Below are 19,548 nucleotides of genomic sequence, written 5' to 3' on the forward strand. Positions count from 1 at the left end.
GTGATATGTGTACTTCAGAATATCGTGGCCCGGTACTACCGTCACTCCCATGAGTGCTTTCATCTACGCCGCGACGCGGACTCCGTTCGGCCGCTTCAACGGCGCGCTGGCCGGCGTACGCCCCGACGACCTCGCCGCCGCCGCGATCACCTCGACGCTCGCCAAGGCGCCGGGCCTCGACCACTCCGCGATCGACGACGTGGTGTGGGGCAACGCCAACGGCGCCGGCGAGGAGAACCGCAACGTCGGCCGCATGGCGGCGCTGCTCGCCGGGCTTCCGGTGAGCGTGCCCGGCACCACCGTCAACCGGCTCTGCGGCTCCAGCCTCGACGCCGCGATGACGGCCAGTCGCACGATCGAGTCCGGCGACGCCGAGGTGGTGCTGACCGGCGGCGTGGAGTCGATGACGCGTGCGCCGTGGGTGCTGCCCAAGTCGGCGAAGCCGTTCCCGGTCGGCGATGTCACCGCGGTCTCGACCACGCTCGGCTGGCGGCTGGTCAACCCGCGGATGCCGAAGGAGTGGACGGTCAGCCTCGGCGAGGCCAACGAGCAGCTCCAGGAACGCTTCGGGATCTCCCGGGAGCGTCAGGACGAGTTCGCCGCCCGCTCCCACCGACTCGCCCACGCGGCATGGGAGTCGGGCTTCTACGACGACCTGGTGGTGCCGGTCGAAGGCGTCGGCCTGGCCCGCGACGAGGGCATCCGTGCCGGATCCACGCCGGAGGTCCTGGCCGGGCTCAAGCCGGTCTTCCGTACGGCGGAGCAGGGCGGCACCATCACGGCGGGCAACGCCAGCCCGCTCAACGACGGTGCCTCCGCGGTGCTGTTGGGCAGTGAGAAGGCCGCGGCCGTGATCGGGGCCGACCCGATCGCCCGTATCGCCGGCCGCGGTGTGATGGCGCTGGAGCCGCAGGCCTTCGGCTACGCCCCGGTCGAGGCCGCGAACCGTGCGCTGGCCCGGGCCGGGATCGGCTGGGACCAGGTGGGCGCCGTCGAGCTCAACGAGGCCTTCGCCGTGCAGTCGCTCGCCTGCCTCGACGCGTGGAAGATCGATCCCGCCATCGTCAACCAGAAGGGCGGCGCCATCGCGATCGGGCACCCGCTGGGCGCCTCGGGCGGTCGCGTCCTCGCCACGCTGGCCAAGGTGCTGCGCGAGACGAGGCAGCGCTACGGCGTCGCCGCGATCTGCATCGGGGTCGGTCAGGGCCTGGCCGTCGTACTCGAGAACTGCGACGTCACGGAGTCGGCCCAGTGAGCCGGGCGGAGGTCGTCCAGAGTACGGATGCGGCGGTCGCCGGTATCGAGGACGGGTCCACGATCCTCGTCGGCGGCTTCGGCCTGGCGGGCATGCCGTTCGATCTGATCGACGCGCTCATCCGGCAGGGTGCGAAGGACCTCACCATCGTGTCCAACAACGCCGGCAACGGTGACGTCGGGCTGGCCGCGCTGCTGGCCGCCGGCCGGGTGCGCAAGGTGCTCTGCTCCTTTCCGCGCCAGGCCGACTCCTGGGTCTTCGACGGCCTCTACCGCGAGGGGAAGATCGAGCTGGAGGTGGTGCCGCAGGGCAACCTCGCCGAGCGGATGCGCGCGGCCGGTGCCGGCATCGGCGCGTTCTACTGCCCGACCGCGGTCGGCACGCCGCTGGCCGAGGGCAAGGAGGAGCGGGAGATCGACGGCCGGAAGTACCTGCTGGAGTACCCCATCAAGGGCGATTACGCGCTGATCGGCGCGCACGTCGCGGATGCGATGGGCAACCTCGTCTACCGCAGGACCGCCCGCAACTTCGGACCGGTCATGGCCACGGCCGCGACGACGACCATCGTCCAGGTCGACGAGGTCGTCGCGCCCGGGATGCTCGACGCCGAGGCCGTCGTCACCCCGTCCATCTACGTCGACCGGATCGTCCAGGTGGCGGCCCGTCACTACACCGTGCAGGGGGCCCGATGACCACCACGTCAACCACCACGTCGAGCGGCCGGGAGTACGCCGGGGAACCGAGGAGCGCCGAACACCGCCTCACGATGGACGAACTGGCCGCCGTCATCGCACGTGACATTCCGGCCGGTGCCTTCGTCAACCTCGGTATCGGGCAGCCCACCAAGATCGCCGACCATCTGCCGGCCGACTCCGGGGTGGTGCTGCACACCGAGAACGGCATGCTCAACATGGGTCCGAAGGCCGAGGGTGACGCGGTCGACCCCGACCTGACCAACGCCGGCAAGGTCCCGGTGACCGAGCTGCCGGGCGCGGCGTACTTCCACCACGCCGACTCCTTCGCGATGATGCGCGGCGGGCACCTCGATGTCTGCGTCCTCGGGGCCTACCAGGTCGCCTTCGACGGCGACCTCGCCAACTGGACCACCGGCAAGCCCGACGACATCCCTGCCGTCGGCGGTGCCATGGACCTCGCGATCGGCGCCAAGGACGTCTACGTGATGATGACGCTCTTCACCCGCTCCGGTGAGCCGAAGCTCGTGCCGCGGTGCACCTACCCGCTCACCGGCGTCGGCTGCGTCAGCCGCGTCTACACGGACCACGGCGTCTTCGACGTCGGTCGCGACGGGGTACGGATCCGGGAGACGTACGGCGTCGGCGTCCACGAGCTGGCGGAGCGACTCGGCATCAAGCTGTCTTAGGCCGGCCGGCCGGGGAGTCGCGGCGAGGCCGTCGGCGTGGCGCAGGGCTTCCTTCTTCCCTGCGGTAGCGCCGGCGCGGGAACGGCCTCTGTACTTGATCGTATGCTGAGCTGGGTACGGCCCTCTCCGGGGAAGGTCCGAGGCGAGTCCCGTCGCGAACAGGCCACTGAGAGGCCGAAGTTGGGCGTATGTCCCGGGCCGGACACACCACGCGCACGGGAACCCCGTCGGTTTACCCGTACGTTCCCCGGCACACCTGCGCAGCTCACCCCATCCATTCACGGAGGAGCCGGATACATCGTGACCCGAGTACTTGTCATCGGCGGCGGGGTCGCCGGTACGACGACGGCCCTCGCCCTGCACAAGGCCGGCTTCGACGTCTCCGTGTACGAGGCGCACCCCGACTCGGCGGAGGACATCGGCGCCTTCCTCACGCTGGCGAGCAACGGTATGCGGGCCCTCGCCCAGATCGACGCCTGCGCCGCGGTCACCGCGACCGGTTTCCCGCTGACCTCGATACGCGTCCTCGACGGCTCGGGCACCGAGGTCGCGCAGCGGCCGCTCGGCGAGGCCGGCAACCCCGTCCTCCGCTACCGGTGCCTGCGTCGCGGCGAACTCAACGCCGCCCTGCAGACCGAGGCCGCCCAGCGGGGCATCAGCATCCGGCACGGCGCCTCGCTGACGTCCGTCCAGGACGGCCCCGACCACGTCACCGCACGCTTCACCGACGGCAGCACCGCGACCGGTGACCTGCTCATCGGCGCCGACGGCCTGAACTCCACCGTCCGCCGGACGATCGCCCCGGGCACGCAACCCTGCTACGCGGGGGAGTACGTGTTCTACGGCTACACCACCGACACCTCCCTGGTCGAGGAGGCTGACGACGAGCGCATCACCATGGTGCGCGGCAGCGCCGCCTTCGGCTACGCGGTGTCGCCCGGCGGGCAGACGTACTGGTTCGCGCGCGTGGCCGGAGAACGCCTGGCCGCCGATGAGATCGCGCACGGCACGCCTGGCCAGTGGCGCGATCTGCTGCTGTCGCTGCTGCGCGACGATGCCACCGCGGCCGCCGGCATCGTCGCGTCCACCACCGACGACATCCTGGTCACCAACGCCACCGAGATACCGACCGGTGCACCCTGGCGTTCGGGACGGATGCTGCTCGTCGGAGACGCCGCCCACGCGGCATCTCCGGCGACCGGGCAAGGGGCCTCGATGGCGATGGAGGATGCCGTCATCCTCGCCAAAGCCCTGCGCGACACACCCGGCACCGACACCGCGCTGTCCGTCTACGAGACGCTCCGCCGCCCGCGCGCGGAACACAACACCACCGTCAGCGGAAATGTCTCCCGCGGCGTCTACACACCGTCCCGCACCGGTCAAGCGCCTGCGGCACGGCCCGGCGATGAGGAGCTGACCCGGCTGCTGGAGTGGGATTCCCGCATCGCAACGTCCCAGTCGGGTGCGGCTGTTCTCGGGGGAGGTTCCTGATCAGACGGTCAGCTGGTCCGGATCTGAACCTGCCGGGTCTTCGAGACCGGCCCCGCCTTCGAACTCGCCTTCGCGCGGCGCGAGTTCACCCTGGTGGTGACGGACACGCGGTTGGCCGCCTCCGGCCGGACGCCGGCCGCCCTCGTGCGCGACGCGGCGCCGGAGGTACGGCTGCGGCTCCGGCACAACACCCCGCACATCGTCCACCGGGCTCCCGAGTATCTGCGCACCGTCGACGGCATGTTGCCGGCGCAGGGCCTGTTGGCGGACGTCCCGGCCATCGAGCTGTATGAGGATCGCCGGGTGTGCGTGGTCGATCGCTTCGGGCACCCGGGTCCCGGCACCGACGCGGGCATCTCTCCCGGTAAACCGTATGGCGTCTGCCCCGGCGCGCTCGGCAGTTCTCCGGTCGACGACATCTCGACGGTCACCGACATCCGCGCGGTGTTCCGGCAAGGGGCGTGGTGGCACTGGAGAAGGCCCAGGGCAACCCCAGCCTGGCCACCCCGGTCAGGGCGGCCGACACCCTCGGCCTCACGGTGTCCGACCTGATGCAGGGACCGCACGAAGGCCGCATCCGCGTCGGGGCCGCCGACACTGTGGCGCCGCTGTGGACCGGAGAACGGGGGAGTGAGGCCCGGCTGATGCTGACGACCTCGGGCCCGGCCCCTGTCGCGGCCTGGCGTGGGCGACTGGAACCGGGCGAGGAATACCCCAGCCACCCCCACCGGGCCGGCGTCGTGCAGAACTGCTTCGTCACGCGTGCTTCACGCGGCAAGTCCCTTGCGGATGCGGTCGAGCATGAACGCCGAGGATTCCCGGGCGCGTTCCTCCCAGGCGAAGACGCAGGCGGTGGCGACCCCGTCGAAGTTCAGCTCGCGCAGGGTGCCGAAGAAGGTGTCCCAGTCGACCTCGCCCTGGCCGATGTCCAGGTGCTGGTGGATGCGGGCGGCGGTGCCGGGCGGGTTGAGGATGTAGCGCAGGCCGCTGGAGCCCTTGTGGTTGAAGGAGTCCGCGATGTGTACGTGCTGGAGCTTGTCGCCCGCGTAGCGCATCATCGCCGCGATGTCCGCGCCGACGTCCGAGGCACCGGAGAGATGGAAGGAGTGCGGGGCGCAGTAAAGGTAGTTCACCCAGGGCTTGTTGATGGCGCGGACCAGGTCCACGGCTGGGGTGTTCTCCTCGCAGAAGTCGTCCGGGTGCGCCTCCAGGTTGAGCGCGATGCCCTCCCGCTCGAAAAGCGGCAGCAGTTCGTCCAGGGAGCGCCAGAACGCGGCCTCGCTCTCGGCGGCGCGCTCGGGGCGGCCGTTGAACTCCGAGTTCATCAGCGGGCATTCGAGGTCGGAGGTGATTTCGATCATCCGCTTCCAGTAGCGGACGGCGGCCTGCCGCTCGGTCTCGTCGGGCGAGGACCACTTGTAGAGCGGGAGGACGGAGGACAGCTTCACGCCGTGCGTACGCAGGGAGTTCTTGAGCTCCGCCACCCGCTCGTCGTCCGCCCTCGGGTGCAGGAAGAACGGCATGAAGTCCTCGCGCGGCGACAACTCGATGTATCCGTAGCCGAGTTCGGCGACCGTGCGCACCATCTCGTCGATGGGCAGGGCGCGGAACATGTACGGGTCGAGGGCGATCTTCATACGACACCTCCGGCGGTGGCCGTGCCCGTGTAGAAGGCGGGCCGGGGCTTCATGTCAACGGTCACGACCTGGCTGTCCGACTCCAGGGACTGGACGGCCGCGTCGGTGATGACGGTGGCCGCGTAGCCGTCCCAGGCGGACGGTCCGGTCGGCTCCTCGCCGGCCGCGATGCCCGCGATCCACTCGCGGAACTCGGTGTCGAAGGCGTCCGCGAACCGGTCCTTCCAGTCCCGCAGCACCGCGAAGCCGCTCACTCCCGCGGTGCGTACGGCGACCGCGGCGGGGTCGGGCAGCCGCACCAGGCCCGTCTCGCCGACGGTCTCGCACTGGATGTCGTATCCGTACTGGCAGTTGACGAAGACCTCGAGGTCGATGCGGACCCCGTTCGCGGTCTCGAAGAGCATGATCTGCGGGTCCGTCAGATGCGGGAAACGGTTGGTCGTGGCACGCGGCTTCAGCACCTGCGCGGAGACGATCTCGTCGTCGAGGAGCCAGCGCAGTACGTCGATCTCGTGGACCGCCGTGTCCTGTGCGGCCATCTGGGAGGTGTAGGACTCCGGGACGGTCGGGTTGCGGTGCGCGCAGTGCACGATCAGCGGGGCGCCGATATCGCCGGAGGCCAGCACCTCCTTCAGCTGGCGGTAGCCCGCGTCGTAGCGCCGCATGAAGCCGACCTGGACCAGGCGGCGACCGTGCGCGCGCTCGGCCTCGACCACGCGGAGACAGTCCTCGGCAGTGGTGGCCAGGGGCTTCTCGCAGAACACCGGCTTTCCGGCGGCGATCGCGTTCAGTACGTGCTCGGCATGGGTGGGGCCCCAGGACGTGACGAGCACCGCGTCCACGTCCTGCGCCGCGATCAGCTCGGCGCCGTCGGCGCGTACCCGGGCGCCGACGCGGGCCGCCGCCTCCTCGGCGCGCGCGGCGTCGATGTCGGTGACGGCGGTGACCTTGGCTCCGGTGACGGTGTCGGTGAGCCGGCGGATGTGTTCCTGGCCGATCCAGCCGGTGCCGATGACGCCTACGCGCACAGTCATTGGGTTTCCTTTCTACGGCTCCCGGTTTCCGTGCCATCGCTGGGGCCCGGGAGCGTGGAGCATGGGGGCGTTCAGGAGTAGCGGGCCCGGAGTTCCGTCTCGAGGTTCTCCAGGGTGCGGCCGCGCGTCTCGGGGACGTACAGCTTCACGAAGGTGATCGAGAGGACGCCCGCCGCCACGAAGAGGAAGAACGTGGCGGAGATACCGATCCCGTCGACCAGTGAGGGGAAGACCAGCCCGATCGCGAAGTTGGTCAGCCACAGCACCACCGCCGCGACGCCCATCCCGAAGGCACGCATCCGCATCGGGAAGATCTCCGAGAGCATGAGCCAGGTCACCGGCGAGATCGCGCCCTGCTGGAAGGCGAGGAAGGTGACGGTCATGGCGAGTACGGCGTAGGCGCGGCCGTCGCCCGAGGGCAGCGCCAGCGAGAAGACGCCGATCATCAACAGGGCGCTGGTGGTGCCGATCTGACCGGTCATCAGCATCGGTCGGCGGTTGACCCGGCCGAGCAGCCAGATGCCGACGAAGGTGGCGAGGACCGAGATCACGCCGTTGGCGATGTTCGCCGTCAGCGCGCTGTCCGCGGCGAACCCGGCGTCGGTCAGGATCTGCGTGCCGTAGTACATGATCGTGTTGACGCCGGTGATCTGCTGCACGATCGCGATGCCGAAGCCGATGAACATCAGCCTGCGCACCCATGGCGTGGACCTCATGTCCTGCCAGCCGCCGAGCTTCGCCTGATCGTCCTTGACGGCGAGCGCGGAGACCTCGCTCAGCTCGGCCTCGGCCCGCTGCTGGGACCTGACCTGCTTCAGCACCTCGAAGGCCTCGTTGAAGCGGCCCTTGGAGGCCAGCCAGCGCGGGCTCTCCGGCATCACCAGCATCCCGAACCACAGCACCACGGCCGGGATCGTCGCGATCACCAGCATCCAGCGCCAGACGCCGCCGGACTCGCCGCCCACCCGCGCGATGACCGCGTTGGAGCTGAAGGCCAGCAACTGCCCGCTGACGATCATGAGTTCGTTGCGGGTGACCAGCGCGCCGCGCCGCTCGGCCGGCGAGATCTCCGCGAGATACACCGGCACGGTCACCGAGGCGCCGCCGACCGCGAGGCCGAGCACGAACCGGGCCACCACCATCACCGCGGTGGTCGGGGCGAGCGTGCAGCCGAGCGCACCGACGAAGAACAGCACCGCCAGCAGCAGGATGTTGCGCCGCCTGCCGCGGGCGTCCGAGAGCCGGCCGCCGACGACCGCGCCGAGCGCGGCGCCGAGCAGCAGGGAGCTGGTGACCATGCCCTCCGTGAAGGGGGTCAGGCCCAGGTCGTCGGTCATGTACGGCAGCGCGCCGTTGATGACCCCGGTGTCATAGCCGAAGAGCAGTCCGCCGAAGGTGGCGATGATCGTGATGAGCCGCAGCCGCCGCGAGACCGCCGGTGGCGCGTCGTCGATCAGCGTGGATGGAGCGGTGCGTGGCTGTGCCGCGTCGTCCCTGACGTCCATGGCCGCCTCCTACCGGTGGTTGTGGGGGCGTCGGGCCCCGGAGAGGCCGCAGCCGGCCAGGTGCTGACGCGTGCGTACGGCGATGGGGAGCGGCACGTCGGGAGCGCACGGATACAGGTCCTGCTCGACGATCACGAACAACTCGGCGTCGAGGCGGGCGAGTTCGTCGACCACGGAGGCGGGGTCGGGCACACCGGCCGGAGGAGACACGCACGCGCCACGCTTGACGGTCTCGCCGAACGACAGGTCCTCGGCGGCGACCTGGGCCGGCACCGCCGGGCCGACGAAGCGGCTGTCGACGCCGTAGCCGTCCAGGGCTCTGCGGACGAAGTCACCGAACGGGTCCGTGCCGGTCTTGGTGATCACGGCCGAGCTGTGCCCGTGGCGGGCAACGGCGACGTTGGTCGGACTGCCGCCCAGGTACTTGGCGCGGCCCATGGTCAGCACTTCGAACGGCATCACGCTGGTTGTCCCTTCACGCCGGAGATCCCGGGAGACGACAGATGAACTGTTGAGCTGTTACGAACCGGAGGTCGCTGCCGCGCTCTACTAGCGCGCTCTAGTGCGAGTACGATGACCCCTGTCCAAATGTCATGTCAATAGCTTGTTGCCGAAAGATTTCCTGGCCGTCCGTCGGGCCGGGGCAGGCGCGGGAGGACGGGTTCACAGGTGGATGTGTCGGGCAAACAGCGGCCCACCATGGCGGATGTGGCCGCACGGGCAGGGGTGTCCCGGGCGCTGGTGTCGATCATCTTCCGCAACAAACCGGGAGCGAGTCAGGACACCCGGGACCGGGTGCTGCGCGTCGCCGACGAGATCGGCTACAGCCCCGACAGCGCGGCCCGGCTCCTCGCCCGCGGACGCAGCCGCACGCTCGGCGTGATGCTCACCGTCCACCAGACCTTCCAGGCGGACCTCGTCGAAGGCATCTACCCGGAGGCCGAGCGCCTCGGCTACGACGTCCTGCTCTCCGCCAACGCCCCCGGCCGCGACGAGGCCAAGTCGATCGAGGCACTGCTCAGCCACCGCTGCGGGGCGCTGATCCTGCTCGGCCCGGGATCCGACGCCGCCGAGCTGGACGCCCTCGGGCAGCGCACGGTCGCCGTCTCGGTTGGCCGCCGGGTGACGGGCGCTTACGTCGACAGCGTCCACTCGGCCGAGAACAAGGGCGTACGGCAGGCCATGGACCACCTCGTCGGACTGGGCCACCGGCGCATCGTGCACATCGACGGCGGCCGGCAGCCCGGCTCGGTGGAGCGCCGCCGCGCCTACCGCGACGCGATGCGCCGGCACGGCCTCGCCGAGGAGATCCGGGTGATCCCGGGCGCCCATGACGAGGACGCCGGCATCGAGGCGGGCCGTCTGCTGCTCGCGGAGCGTGACCGGGGGCTGCCCCTGCCCACGGCGATCCTCGCGGGCAACGACCGTTGTGCGATGGGCCTGTTGATGACCTTCACCCGGGCGGGCATCGATGTCCCCGGCGAGGTGTCCGTCGTCGGCTACGACGACAGTCACCTCTCCCATGTGATGCCGATCGGCCTGACGACGGTCCGTCAGGACGCGGTGCTCATCGCCGAGTACGCGGTGCGGTTCGCCGTGGAACGCCTGGAGAACCCGGAGTTGGAGCCGCGGGAGGCGGTGCTGGATCCGAAACTGGTCGTACGAGGGACGAGCGGACCGCCACGGCGCGAGTGATCGGGCTCGGCCGATCCCGGGAGCCCGGTCGGGCCTGCGGTGGACTGCCGGTGGAACTCCGCCACCGGAACTACCAGTTGTGGCTCCAGAAGGGCTGAGCCCGTCGGGTGGATCCGTGATGCGCCGTTGAGGCGTCAGGGGGACCTCACGGCGACGGAAGGGCCCGGTCGCCCAGGGCGAACGCGTCCTGGGCGAAGGCAACATCGCCGCGGGCGTGGGGGACGGTAACCGCTCTCAGTGGTCCGTGCGGGTCGATGTGGCGGTTACGGCGGGCGGGCGGCGGCCAGAGCGCCGCCCGTCGCGTAGCCGGTATCCGCCCAGGGCTTGCCCGGCGGCACGTCCTGCGGGGCGAGTTCCGCATGGCCGCCCGGGGCGGTCATCCGGTCGTCGGAGACGCTGGCGAGGGTGGCCACCACGCTCGCCGATCACCGCCTCACAGCGACCCGCGCCCCGCAGCTCCGCCGCGGCCTCCTCGCACGCCTCCGGCCGCCGCGACACCAGCACTCTTCGGAGTGTTGTCGGGGGCGACGTGTGCTGATCCCTGCGGTAGGCCGACGGTATGCGGTACGCGGTACGCGCAGGGTGGCGGACTGACAGCGGAGCAGCGGCCGTTGCGCGAACGGATCCTGACGACCCGTGACCAGCGACTCAGCTTGCACACCGCTCACTGGTGCGGTGAGGTGAGGATGCCCTGGGAGAGAGCGAGGGTGACCGCCGCGGTGCGGTCGTTGACGCCCAGCTTGACGAATGTTCGCAGTAGGTGCGTCTTCACCGTCGCTTCGCCGATGTACAACTGCCGACCGATCTCGCTGTTGGACAGACCGCGCGCGACGAGGCCGAGTACCTGAACCTCGCGGGGGGTCAACTGCTCCCCGGACGGCGCCTGCATGTGGGTCACCAGCCGGCCGGCCACCGGCGGGGCGAGGACGGTTTCGCCGCGGGCGGCCGCCCGGATGGCGTCGGTCAGGGTGCCGATCGGGGTGTCCTTGAGCAGATACCCGGTGGCGCCGGCCTCGATCGCCGGCAGGATGTCGGCGTCGCCCTCGTAGGTGGTCAGCACGAGCACGCGAATGCCGGGGTGCTCCTGGCGGATACGCGCCGTCGCGGTGGCGCCGTCTGTACCCGGCATCCGCAGGTCCATCAGGACGACGTGCGGGCGCGTTGCGGCAGCGAGGACGATCGCCTCGTCGCCGGAGCCGGCCTCGCCGACGACCCGCAGGTCGTCGTAGGCCTCAAGCATGCCGCGGAGGCCGAAGCGTACGACGGGATGGTCGTCGACGATCAGGATGTGAACAGTCATCGAGCTGGTTCCGCCCGCTCAGTGGTCGGGTGTGGGGCCGAGATCACGCAGTGGCTGCAGGCTACGCGCCGCCTGCTCGGCCGGGGTCAGCGGCAGCTCCACCCGCACCGTGGTGCCTTGGCCAGGAGCCGATTGCACCGTGCAGGTTCCGCCGAGGCTGGAGGCGCGGGTGCGAATGCCGAGCAGGCCGTATCCACCCCGGATGACGGCCGGGACGAAGCCATGGCCGTCATCGGTCACTGTCAGTGCCACGAGGCCGTGGTAGTGGCGTAGTTCGATCCGTACTTTCGTGGCGTCGGCATGCTTGCCGACATTGGTCAGGGCCTCCTGGGCGGTGCGCAGCAGGGCGATGTCGGTGCCGGTGGGCGCGCCGGACCGCTCGCCGACGATCGACACCTCGACGTGCGTACCCGTGTCGCGGGCGTGCCGGGCGGCGAGCCGGTCCAGGGCATCCGCGAGGCCGCGGCCGGTCAGATCGACCGGGGCCAACGCGGCGATCAGCGAGCGTGCCTCCGCGAGGTTCTCGCGGGCGGTTTTCTCCAGGATGTCGAGCTGACCGTCGGCGGCTGTCGCATCACGGAACAGGGTCGTCCGCGCGGCCTGGGCGAGCATGAGGACGCTGGTGAAGCCCTGTGCCAGGGTGTCGTGGATCTCGGCGGCCAGGCGTTCACGTTCGGCATGGACGCCGGCCTCGTGGCCCGCGCGTTCCAGTGCGGCCCGGGTCCGGGTCAGTTCCTCGATCAGCTCGGCCCGTTTGCGGTTCTGCTCGCGGATGCCGGTCAGATAGGCGCCCGCGAGGATCGTCACGGTCATGGGTACGAGAACGGTCACGCCGGCCATCGCCAGCGTGTAGCGGCTGATGCCGGTCCTCGCCAGCATGGCCCAGGCGAGTTCGGCGTAGAGGATCGACAGCAGTGGCAGGCGTACGCGCCACCTCGCGACCATCACGAACAGCTGCGGGCAGAGCGCGAACAGCAGTGCGCCACCGATCGGGGCGATGGCGAGCAGGAGCGGGAACGCGACCGCCAGGGCAGCGAAATAGACCGCGCCCCAACGCTCGTCGCGGTTCTCCATGGCCCGCGGAGCGACCAGGGCGTACCAGGCGACGATGACGGCGAGCGTGATGAGAGCGAGCATGCGTTGCCCGAGCGCCACGGTGACGTCGGCCGCGATGGCGACGGCAAGAGGTACAGCGACGGCGCCGACGAGGACATGCCATCCGACGCGGTAGCGGAACCCGAAGTCGACGGTGCTGCGCACTGCCACCTCTGCCCGCCTTCGCTCGCCGTGATCCGGCCGCCAGTCTACGAGCGCCCATGTCCAAGATGCCCGGCTCGGCGCCGGGGAACGTCCACGCACCGGTGGAGCCGTGCGTACGTCGATCGGTGGACAACGGGGTCCAACCAAGCGTTGTCGCCGGCGCGGCCACACAACCGTCACGCTCGTTGTCGAGCACCCCGGTCCGTATCTGGAGGTACCCCATGAAGAAGAACTGGCTCGTCCTCGTCCTCGGCGCCCTGCTGATCTTTTTCGGCGTGACCTGGACCTTGCAGGGAATCGACGTCATGAAGGACTCGGCGATGAGCGGCGTGACGCTGTGGGCGGTCGTCGGGCCGATCGTGGCGCTCATCGGTCTGGTCGTGCTGGGTGTCGGCATCGCCCGGCGACGAAGGGTCGGCCGATGAGCGCCGAACAGCTGTCCGGCGCCGGCGCGGAGGCTCAGGAGGCAGGTCGGCGGGCCCCGGAACGACCGCCCAAACAGTGGTACGGCGAGCTTGCCGGCGTCGCGGCCACCGCGCTCGCCCTGGGCGTCGGTGAGCTGGTGGCGGCCGCGACGGGCGGGCCCTCAGCGCCCCTCGTGGCGGTGGGTGGCGTCGCCGTGGACGCCGCGCCGACTCCCGTCAAGGAGTTCGCGGTCGCGGTGTTCTACACGTACGACAAGCTGGCGCTGCAGGCGGGAATCGTGCTGGTGCTGGCGGTCTTCGCCGCGATCATCGGTGTCATGGCCATGCGCCGGCTCGGGTACGGGTTGGCCGGGGTCGCTGTGTTCGGGATGATCGGCGTACTCGCGTCAGCGACCCGCTCCAGCGCCACGTGGGCATACCCGCTGCCGTCGGTGGTCGGTGCACTGGCTGCCGCCGGCCTTCTGGCACTGCTGCGTCGCACCCTGCCGCGCCGTGCGGCTGTATCGGCGCGAGACCTGAGTGACGACACCGGCCCGGACGGGGGCGGGGCGGCGCAGGAAGTCCCCGCCCCCGTGCAGGGCGTCCGCTTGCCGTCGTCGGATACCGGCGTCCCGGCGGTGGACGGTGTGGGACAGCCACCGGGCCGGAGACGGTTTCTCGTGCTGGCGTACGGGGCGATCGGTGCGGCCGCGGTGGCCGTACCGGGCGGACGTCGGCTCTGGGCACAGCGTGTGGCCGCGGCCCGGGCCGCGGTGGTTCTTCCGTCCCCGTCGAGCCCGGCACCGCCCTTGCCCGCCAAGGTCTCCGCCGACGTGCCCGGAGTGACGAAGTTCGTGACCGCGAATGCGGACTTCTACCGGATCGACACCGCGTTGACGGTGCCCCAGATGGAACCGAAGGACTGGCGGCTGAGGATTCATGGCCGGGTGAAACGGCCGCTGACGTTGACGTACGAGCAACTGCTGGCACGGCCGATGGTGGAGCGGTACATCACACTGACATGTGTGTCCAACGAGGTCGGGGGCGAGTTGGTCGGCAACGCTCGGTGGTTGGGGGTGTCGATCAAGGATCTGCTGGACGAAGTCGAGCCGGATGACGGGGCGGACCAGGTGGTGAGCCGTTCCGTGGACGGCTATACGGCCGGTACGCCGACGGCGGCGTTGCGTGATGGGCGGGAGGCGTTGCTGGCGGTCGGGATGAACGGGGAGCCACTGCCGGTCGAACACGGGTTTCCGGTCCGGATGGTGGTGCCCGGACTGTACGGATACGTATCGGCGACGAAGTGGCTGACGGAGCTGGAGCTGAGCAGCTTCTCGGACTTCAGCGCCTATTGGGTACGGCGGGATTACGCGGCGCTGGCTCCGGTGAAGACACAGTCGCGGATCGACACACCGACCGCGGGCAGGCGGCTGGAGCGGGGTCCGGTAATGGTGGCCGGAGTGGCGTGGGCGCAGCATCATGGAGTGAGCGCGGTGGAGGTCCGCGTGGATGACGGACCATGGCAGCAAGCAATGCTCGCGGCCGTGCCGTCGGTGGACACCTGGCGGCAGTGGAGCTGGCCGTGGCAGGCGACGCCCGGCAAGCATCGGCTGCAAGTACGCGCCACCGACCACACCGGCCAGGTACAGACAGGGCAGGCGCACAAGCCGCTTCCCGACGGGGCAACCGGCTGGCACACGATCAAGGTCACGGTCACCTGAGCAAGGTCCGTCGGGCTGACGGAGCATCAGGGAGCAGTCAGGAGGACATGTATGAGATGAAGGAGGCGGTGACGAGGAGCGCCAACACTCCGACTCCCACCCAGCCGAGCACGATTCCGGCGGTGGCCATGCCACCACCCGCTTCGTGGCGTTCCCTGATCTGTTTGCGGGCCACGTAGCCGAAGATCAGCGCAAGGATGCTGCCGATCCAGTAGATCCACACGATGCCCAACACCATGGACGCGATGGCCAACCCGTTGGTCCGAGGCGGTGGTGGGTAACCGGGAGGGTAAGCAGGCCAGCCGGCGTGCGTCGGCCCCTGTTGCGGCGACGTCGGCGGCGCCGGGGCGCTCGACGGGGAGGGGGACGGGGACTGGTTCGGATCGTTGAGATACGGGTCCGGGTCGGATGGCGTGGACATGGTGCCTCCTGATGATGCGAGCGTCACGGCAGGTTGCCACGCTGTAGGCGGGAGGGGTCCCGAGGCGGTGGGGGCTGGACAACGAGGTGGGCCGCGTTCAGGGGTTCAGGGGCTGTGAGGCCGCGGTGGAAGCGACGTGGTCTGCGGTGCCGAAAACGTTCATGTCGGCGCCGGTGGCGGCGAAGAACACGGCGCCCACCGGGCCCTTGTTCGCACTTCGGCGGTCAAGGAAAGCCTTTGCGCGTGCCGCTGTCCGGATGGTGGGGTGGCACGGTGAGCGATCACGATGAGGCGGCGACTGTCCGACCGTTGACCCTGGCCTGGGTGAGCCGACACCTGGAAGTCGGCGAACGGATCGTCGGAATCGAGGCGCTGCACGGCGGTATCACTGCCGAAATGCGGCGGCTGACCGTCGGCACGCGGGACGGAGGCACCCGTGACCTGGTGCTGCGGAGCTTCGTCGACCCGAACTTCGTGGAGCACGCCGAGGACTGGCTGAACAGGGAGGCCGGCGCCCTGACCCTGCTCACAGGGGCCGGCGTGTCGGCTCCTGGACTGGTCGCGGTTGATCCGACTGCCGCGCATTGCGCGTATCCCTCGCTCCTGATGACACATCTGGCGGGCCGGACGGTCCTGGAAGATGAGGGAGCGGAGACGCGCGTTCCTGTGCTGGCCGCGCAACTCGTGGCGATCCACGCGTTGCGACCCGCCGAGCGGCCCCGGAAGTACGTGGCGTTGACGACCGCTGACACCGTCGTGGTTCCGAAGGGCGCCGACGCGGCGGTATGGGCCGCGGCGATCGACGTGATCCGCAGGCCCCCGCCATCCTGTGAAGGGCGATTCCTGCACCGGGACTTCCAGCCCGGCAACGTGCTGTTCGACGTGCTGCCTTCGACGCCGGCAGATGCCCGGATCACCGGCGTCGTCGACTGGGCAGCGGCCTCCTGGGGCCCGGCCGATCTCGATGTGGCGCACTGCTGCGTCAATCTCGCGCTGCTGCACGGCCCGGAGTGGGGTCGGCGGTTTGCCGAGGCGTACGAGGAGGCCGGCGGGGTGCTGGCCGCGACCGTGAGCGAACGGCTGTACTGGCGGGTGCGGGCCGCGCTGGCGTGCTCGGAGGAAGTGCGGTTGGTGGCGGGGCCATGGCGGGAGGCGGGGAGGACAGAGCTGACGACGCGAGCCGTGGAGGGGCGGCTGGATGCCTATGTCACCGCCCTGATGGGCGCGCTGGGCTGAGCAGCCGAAGCTGCGCAGCCACCGTCTCCGAAACCGTCCACACCCACGGCCTGCGTCACTGCCGTTCCCCCGGGGCGGCGAAGACCCACGTTCCGTACGTCCTCACCGCCACCGGAACCAAACATCAGTGGACTCAGCTGCACTTACGTCCGGTGTTGATGCACTGGACCGCCTTGTTCATCAGCTTCGCGTCGAAGACGTTGATGAAGTCACCGTGGTCGGTGACCGGCTTGTGCTGCTGTTCGGGGAAGCTGTCCAACGAGAAGAACGGACGGGTCTTGCCGTTGTCCTTGACGCTGGGCGCGTCCACGTCGTACACGAGACGCTGCACCAACTGCGGAATGGCCTTGAAGCCGGTCGGGCAGTTGCCGCCCGCGTCAGCGAAGGCCACGTGCGTACGGTGGTTGGCGCTGTCGATGTTCGTGCCGTCCCAGCAGCTCTGGAACTTGAAGGTGCGCACCACGTCGCTGCCTGACGGGCACAGGGGGTACTTGTCCTTCAACTGCACCTTGTTCTCGAAGCCGGTGCAGCTCCAGGAGGCGTTGGCGTTGGCGGTGCCGTTGACGAACGCCTTGGCGTCACCGGTGATGATGCGCAGGAACTTGGGCATCGCCACCACCTTGCCGCGTGGGCTGCCCACGAAGTCCAAAGTGGCCTTCTTGGCCGTCAGAATCCGGCCCGTGTTGCCCTCCGCGCCGCCGCCCTGCTTGTCGGCGTCGAACTCCTTGGTGCCGTCCTGTAGGCGCAGCACCGGCCAGTAGTAGGTCGACTTGTCGCCCTTGTTCTGGCAGCTGGTCCCGGCCTTGGCGAAGTCCTCGTTGCTCGAGAAGGCGTCGTTGTCCTGGTTGCCGACGTAATCGTGCACGTGGTGTGCGCCGTTGGTGACACCGGGCGCGACAATGACGTTGTCGCTGTTGTACAGCTTGTTGGCGTTCACCCCGCACTTGCTGACGAAGACACCCTTCGAAGCCTTCGCCGACCTGGCCGGGATGCGCACATTGGACCTCACCTTGGTGATGTCCACGAAGTCGGCGGCGACGGGGCCGTTGCCGGTCCCTCCGGCATTGGCGTTGTCGCCCCCCTGGTTGTTGTTGCCGCCCTGACCGGGAGTGGGCTGGTTGCCGGTGGCGCGCAGCGTGCAGGCCGCCAAAGCGTCAAGGCCCTGCGGCTTGGCTGCCACACGGCCGATGGCGATGGCGATCCGGTCGATCGTCGCCTTCCGCTTGTCCTTCAGTGGACCCACGATCGCGTTCTGGGCGAAGTTGGCGTCCTGCGCAATCGCCTTCTGGGAGGTGGAAAGGCGCTGGTATGCCTCGGATATCTGCTTGTCGAGGAGTGCCAGTTCCTTGTCGACCTGGGCCTTCGCCTGGGCGGGTACCGATGTCAACTGCTGGCCGACGTCGGGGCAGTCGATGGTGGAGGTTCCAGCCGCGAGCACCTGGTTCTGTGCGGAGCCCTTCGATGCGCTGGTTTCATCGGCCGAGGCGTAGATGTTGACCGCCACCAGTCCACCGGCCCCGATGGCCAGTGCGGCCGCCGCGCCTACCGCCCGGCGGACAGTCTTCGATCTTTTTCGTGTGTTGCGTCTCATCAGGCCTCTCAAGGACATCTCCGGAGCCGGCAAGACTTCCGGCATGGGTGAAGCGCGTCCTCAGATACGAATGTGCGCGCCGAATGCTCAGCGAATTCTCAGGTTCGTAGGTTCCTCCATCCGCAAACAGTGCATGAGGGACCAATCCGGGCCGTGCTCGGTGCCATGAACGCGTGAACCCCCCAGGAGGCAGGGGATTACGACTCCCCGTCCACGCAGCTCGGCCGCCTTGGCAAGCACGCTCTGCACGGCGGGGTCGGTGACCGGCCGGTCGGCGTGGACGACGACCTGGATCGCGGTGGAGGCCGGTACCGCCGAAGTGCTGCTGGGCCAGCTCACGGACCGCGACGGACTCCGATCCGTTGCTCTGCCGGCCCGCACCGGACAATGCGGTACAAGATACCCAGGGGGGTATTGCCGAGTGCATTCGCATCGTACGACAACTCGGACCGGGACGCGGGCCCGTCACCGGTGCTGCGCCGTGCCCAGCTCGTCGGTGTACCGGCCGAGGGCTTCCTCGGCCGTGGGGGCGGGGCCGAACAGCTGCTCCTGGCGGCGGGGGTCGGCGACGTAGCGGCCCGTGTCGAACCAGCCGAACATCGCGGCCATGTCCTTGACCAGGGGCATGAAGCGGCCGACGACGGTTCCTGCGGCGCGGGTGACGGTCGAGGGGATGCCCCACACCTTGATCTTCTTTCCGGCCCGGCGGCCCATCAGGTCGGCTACCTCGCGCATGCTGACCGGACGGTCCCAGCCGATGTCGATGCGCTCGCCGTTGTCGGCCTCGGCGTCGACGGCGGCCGCGAGGTACGCCGCGAGATCGGAAGTGTGGACGAAGGTCAGCGGGACGGTGGTCTTGCCCATCCAGATCAGGCGGCCCTTGTCGATCGGGTTGCCCGCCATGGTCGCGACCTGGTCGAGGAAGGCCCCCGGGCGCAGTGCGACGAACGGGACGCCGAGCTGTTCGAGCTTGTCCTCGGCGATCTTCTTGTGCCAGAAGTGCGGGACATGGGGCGTCTGGTCGCTGGTGAGGATGCTGGTCAGGACGAACCGCCGGATGCCGGCGCGGTGGGCGGCCTCGGCGAGGTTGGCGTTTCCGATGGTGTCGATGTCGTGCGCGTTCTTGCCGCCGCGGGTGTATCCGGCAGCCGTGGTGATGACGGCATCGGCGCCGTTCATGGCGGCGACGAGCGAGTCGAGGTCCAGCATGTCGCCGCGGGCGATCTCGACGCCCCGGCTTTCGAGCCTGCTCGCGTCGGTGGTCGGCCGGACCAGGGCGCGGACGTTCTTACCGCGCCCCAGCAGTTCGTCGACGACCTTGCCCCCGAGGGAGCCGGTCGCGCCGACGACGAGGACCGGGAGGGCGGTGGAGCGGGTGGTGGTCATGGAGTTCTCACTTTCCAGCAGGTCAGTGGTGGGGGATTGGGTGGGCGGGGCAGTGGTGGACGCGGACGATGGCGCCGGCGGCCCGGGTCGCTCCGAGGGTGGGCCTGTAGCGGGCGGATCCGCGGCGCGGGTCACCGCGGCTTGCCGGAGCTTGCGGAGGTCCAAGGCGAACCGGACGCGGGTGATGCCGTCGTCCTCGATGTGCCGCCGGCCGGCGACGGGGAAGGGCTC

Annotated in this window: 17 protein-coding genes and 3 pseudogenes; 9 read left to right on the top strand and 11 right to left on the bottom strand. The window is 69.6% G+C overall.

From position 1 onward, the window contains the following. Positions 1-49: 49 nt before the first annotated feature. The 5 genes and pseudogenes from AB0I77_RS14045 to AB0I77_RS14065 all read left to right on the top strand — a co-directional run. Positions 50-1,255 (top strand): thiolase family protein, encoded by a 1,206-nt coding sequence (locus tag AB0I77_RS14045; RefSeq protein WP_363282780.1) that lies wholly within the window; start codon positions 50-52, stop codon positions 1,253-1,255. Further along, positions 1,252-1,947, top strand: a complete 696-nt coding sequence (locus tag AB0I77_RS14050) for a 3-oxoacid CoA-transferase subunit A (RefSeq protein ID WP_363282781.1) — start codon at positions 1,252-1,254, stop codon at positions 1,945-1,947. Before AB0I77_RS14045 ends, AB0I77_RS14050 begins: the two co-directional genes overlap by 4 nt. Before the next feature lie 74 nt (positions 1,948-2,021). After that, positions 2,022-2,636, top strand: coding sequence for a 3-oxoacid CoA-transferase subunit B (locus AB0I77_RS14055; RefSeq protein ID WP_363282981.1), 615 nt, complete (start codon positions 2,022-2,024; stop codon positions 2,634-2,636). A gap of 300 nt (positions 2,637-2,936) precedes the next feature. Then, positions 2,937-4,127, top strand: a complete 1,191-nt coding sequence (locus AB0I77_RS14060; RefSeq protein ID WP_363282782.1) for an NAD(P)/FAD-dependent oxidoreductase — start codon at positions 2,937-2,939, stop codon at positions 4,125-4,127. A 380-nt stretch (positions 4,128-4,507) separates the two neighbouring features. Beyond that, positions 4,508-4,873, top strand: a pseudogene (locus AB0I77_RS14065) (XRE family transcriptional regulator); the annotation flags it as partial. Between the two features lie 21 nt (positions 4,874-4,894). On the opposite strand, the gene AB0I77_RS14070 reads toward AB0I77_RS14065, so the two are convergent. The 5 genes and pseudogenes from AB0I77_RS14070 to AB0I77_RS14090 all read right to left on the bottom strand — a co-directional run. Then, positions 4,895-5,764 (bottom strand): sugar phosphate isomerase/epimerase, encoded by an 870-nt coding sequence (locus AB0I77_RS14070; protein WP_363282783.1) that lies wholly within the window; start codon positions 5,762-5,764, stop codon positions 4,895-4,897. Further along, positions 5,761-6,798 carry a Gfo/Idh/MocA family oxidoreductase gene (locus AB0I77_RS14075; protein ID WP_363282784.1) on the bottom strand — a complete coding sequence of 346 codons (1,038 nt, stop codon included), beginning with the start codon at positions 6,796-6,798 and terminating at the stop codon, positions 5,761-5,763. Before AB0I77_RS14075 ends, AB0I77_RS14070 begins: the two co-directional genes overlap by 4 nt. A gap of 71 nt (positions 6,799-6,869) precedes the next feature. Further along, a complete protein-coding gene (locus AB0I77_RS14080; RefSeq protein WP_363282785.1) occupies positions 6,870-8,303 on the bottom strand; it encodes a sugar porter family MFS transporter in 1,434 nt (477 codons plus the stop codon). Between the two features lie 9 nt (positions 8,304-8,312). Next, positions 8,313-8,594 (bottom strand): annotated as a pseudogene (locus tag AB0I77_RS14085) (2-keto-myo-inositol dehydratase); the annotation flags it as partial. Further along, positions 8,583-8,729, bottom strand: a pseudogene (locus AB0I77_RS14090) (PfkB family carbohydrate kinase); the annotation flags it as partial. The pseudogenes AB0I77_RS14090 and AB0I77_RS14085, both read right to left, overlap by 12 nt. 273 nt (positions 8,730-9,002) lie before the next feature. Here AB0I77_RS14090 and AB0I77_RS14095 point away from each other — a divergent pair. Next, positions 9,003-9,998: a LacI family DNA-binding transcriptional regulator gene (locus AB0I77_RS14095; RefSeq protein WP_363282982.1), complete on the top strand. Its 996-nt coding sequence runs from the start codon at positions 9,003-9,005 to the stop codon at positions 9,996-9,998. 263 nt (positions 9,999-10,261) lie between these two features. Here AB0I77_RS14095 and AB0I77_RS14100 read toward each other — a convergent pair whose 3' ends face one another. The 3 genes from AB0I77_RS14100 to AB0I77_RS14110 form a co-directional block, all read right to left on the bottom strand. Beyond that, the gene (locus AB0I77_RS14100; protein ID WP_363282786.1) at positions 10,262-10,414 is read right to left on the bottom strand and encodes a hypothetical protein; all 153 of its coding nucleotides are present in this window, start codon (positions 10,412-10,414) and stop codon (positions 10,262-10,264) included. Between the two features lie 248 nt (positions 10,415-10,662). Next, the gene (locus AB0I77_RS14105) at positions 10,663-11,298 is read right to left on the bottom strand and encodes a response regulator transcription factor (protein ID WP_363282787.1); all 636 of its coding nucleotides are present in this window, start codon (positions 11,296-11,298) and stop codon (positions 10,663-10,665) included. 18 nt (positions 11,299-11,316) lie between these two features. Next, the gene (locus AB0I77_RS14110) at positions 11,317-12,564 is read right to left on the bottom strand and encodes a sensor histidine kinase (protein WP_363282788.1); all 1,248 of its coding nucleotides are present in this window, start codon (positions 12,562-12,564) and stop codon (positions 11,317-11,319) included. 215 nt (positions 12,565-12,779) lie between these two features. Between AB0I77_RS14110 and AB0I77_RS14115 the strand changes: the two genes are divergently transcribed. Then, the gene (locus AB0I77_RS14115; RefSeq protein WP_363282789.1) at positions 12,780-12,983 is read left to right on the top strand and encodes a hypothetical protein; all 204 of its coding nucleotides are present in this window, start codon (positions 12,780-12,782) and stop codon (positions 12,981-12,983) included. Next, a complete protein-coding gene (locus tag AB0I77_RS14120) occupies positions 12,980-14,683 on the top strand; it encodes a molybdopterin-dependent oxidoreductase (protein ID WP_363282791.1) in 1,704 nt (567 codons plus the stop codon). Before AB0I77_RS14115 ends, AB0I77_RS14120 begins: the two co-directional genes overlap by 4 nt. A 37-nt stretch (positions 14,684-14,720) precedes the next feature. Here AB0I77_RS14120 and AB0I77_RS14125 read toward each other — a convergent pair whose 3' ends face one another. Further along, complete coding sequence (locus AB0I77_RS14125; protein ID WP_363282792.1) at positions 14,721-15,104, bottom strand: DUF4190 domain-containing protein; 384 nt, start codon at positions 15,102-15,104, stop codon at positions 14,721-14,723. 273 nt (positions 15,105-15,377) lie between these two features. Between AB0I77_RS14125 and AB0I77_RS14130 the strand changes: the two genes are divergently transcribed. Beyond that, positions 15,378-16,340 carry an aminoglycoside phosphotransferase family protein gene (locus tag AB0I77_RS14130; protein WP_363282793.1) on the top strand — a complete coding sequence of 321 codons (963 nt, stop codon included), beginning with the start codon at positions 15,378-15,380 and terminating at the stop codon, positions 16,338-16,340. A gap of 133 nt (positions 16,341-16,473) precedes the next feature. On the opposite strand, the gene AB0I77_RS14135 is transcribed toward AB0I77_RS14130, so the two are convergent. Both AB0I77_RS14135 and AB0I77_RS14140 read right to left on the bottom strand, forming a co-directional pair. Then, the gene (locus AB0I77_RS14135) at positions 16,474-17,931 is read right to left on the bottom strand and encodes a DUF1996 domain-containing protein (RefSeq protein WP_363282794.1); all 1,458 of its coding nucleotides are present in this window, start codon (positions 17,929-17,931) and stop codon (positions 16,474-16,476) included. Between the two features lie 465 nt (positions 17,932-18,396). Continuing rightward, positions 18,397-19,317, bottom strand: coding sequence for an SDR family oxidoreductase (locus AB0I77_RS14140; protein WP_363282795.1), 921 nt, complete (start codon positions 19,315-19,317; stop codon positions 18,397-18,399). Between the last annotated feature and the right edge of the window lie 231 nt (positions 19,318-19,548).

The sequence above is a fragment of the Streptomyces sp. NPDC050619 genome, assembly GCF_040654815.1.
Classification (GTDB): domain Bacteria; phylum Actinomycetota; class Actinomycetes; order Streptomycetales; family Streptomycetaceae; genus Streptomyces.

Excerpts from the sequence above, each read along its gene's own strand:
- AB0I77_RS14045 (WP_363282780.1), top strand. The coding sequence starts at position 50 with ATGAGTGCTTTCATCTACGCCGCGACGCGGACTCCGTTCGGCCGCTTC.
- AB0I77_RS14055 (WP_363282981.1), top strand. The coding sequence starts at position 2,022 with ATGGACGAACTGGCCGCCGTCATCGCACGTGACATTCCGGCCGGTGCC.
- AB0I77_RS14070 (WP_363282783.1), bottom strand. The coding sequence starts at position 5,764 with ATGAAGATCGCCCTCGACCCGTACATGTTCCGCGCCCTGCCCATCGAC.
- AB0I77_RS14075 (WP_363282784.1), bottom strand. The coding sequence starts at position 6,798 with ATGACTGTGCGCGTAGGCGTCATCGGCACCGGCTGGATCGGCCAGGAA.
- AB0I77_RS14080 (WP_363282785.1), bottom strand. The coding sequence starts at position 8,303 with ATGGACGTCAGGGACGACGCGGCACAGCCACGCACCGCTCCATCCACG.
- AB0I77_RS14095 (WP_363282982.1), top strand. The coding sequence starts at position 9,003 with ATGGCGGATGTGGCCGCACGGGCAGGGGTGTCCCGGGCGCTGGTGTCG.
- AB0I77_RS14105 (WP_363282787.1), bottom strand. The coding sequence starts at position 11,298 with ATGACTGTTCACATCCTGATCGTCGACGACCATCCCGTCGTACGCTTC.
- AB0I77_RS14115 (WP_363282789.1), top strand. The coding sequence starts at position 12,780 with ATGAAGAAGAACTGGCTCGTCCTCGTCCTCGGCGCCCTGCTGATCTTT.
- AB0I77_RS14120 (WP_363282791.1), top strand. The coding sequence starts at position 12,980 with ATGAGCGCCGAACAGCTGTCCGGCGCCGGCGCGGAGGCTCAGGAGGCA.
- AB0I77_RS14125 (WP_363282792.1), bottom strand. The coding sequence starts at position 15,104 with ATGTCCACGCCATCCGACCCGGACCCGTATCTCAACGATCCGAACCAG.
- AB0I77_RS14135 (WP_363282794.1), bottom strand. The coding sequence starts at position 17,931 with ATGAGACGCAACACACGAAAAAGATCGAAGACTGTCCGCCGGGCGGTA.
- AB0I77_RS14140 (WP_363282795.1), bottom strand. The coding sequence starts at position 19,317 with ATGACCACCACCCGCTCCACCGCCCTCCCGGTCCTCGTCGTCGGCGCG.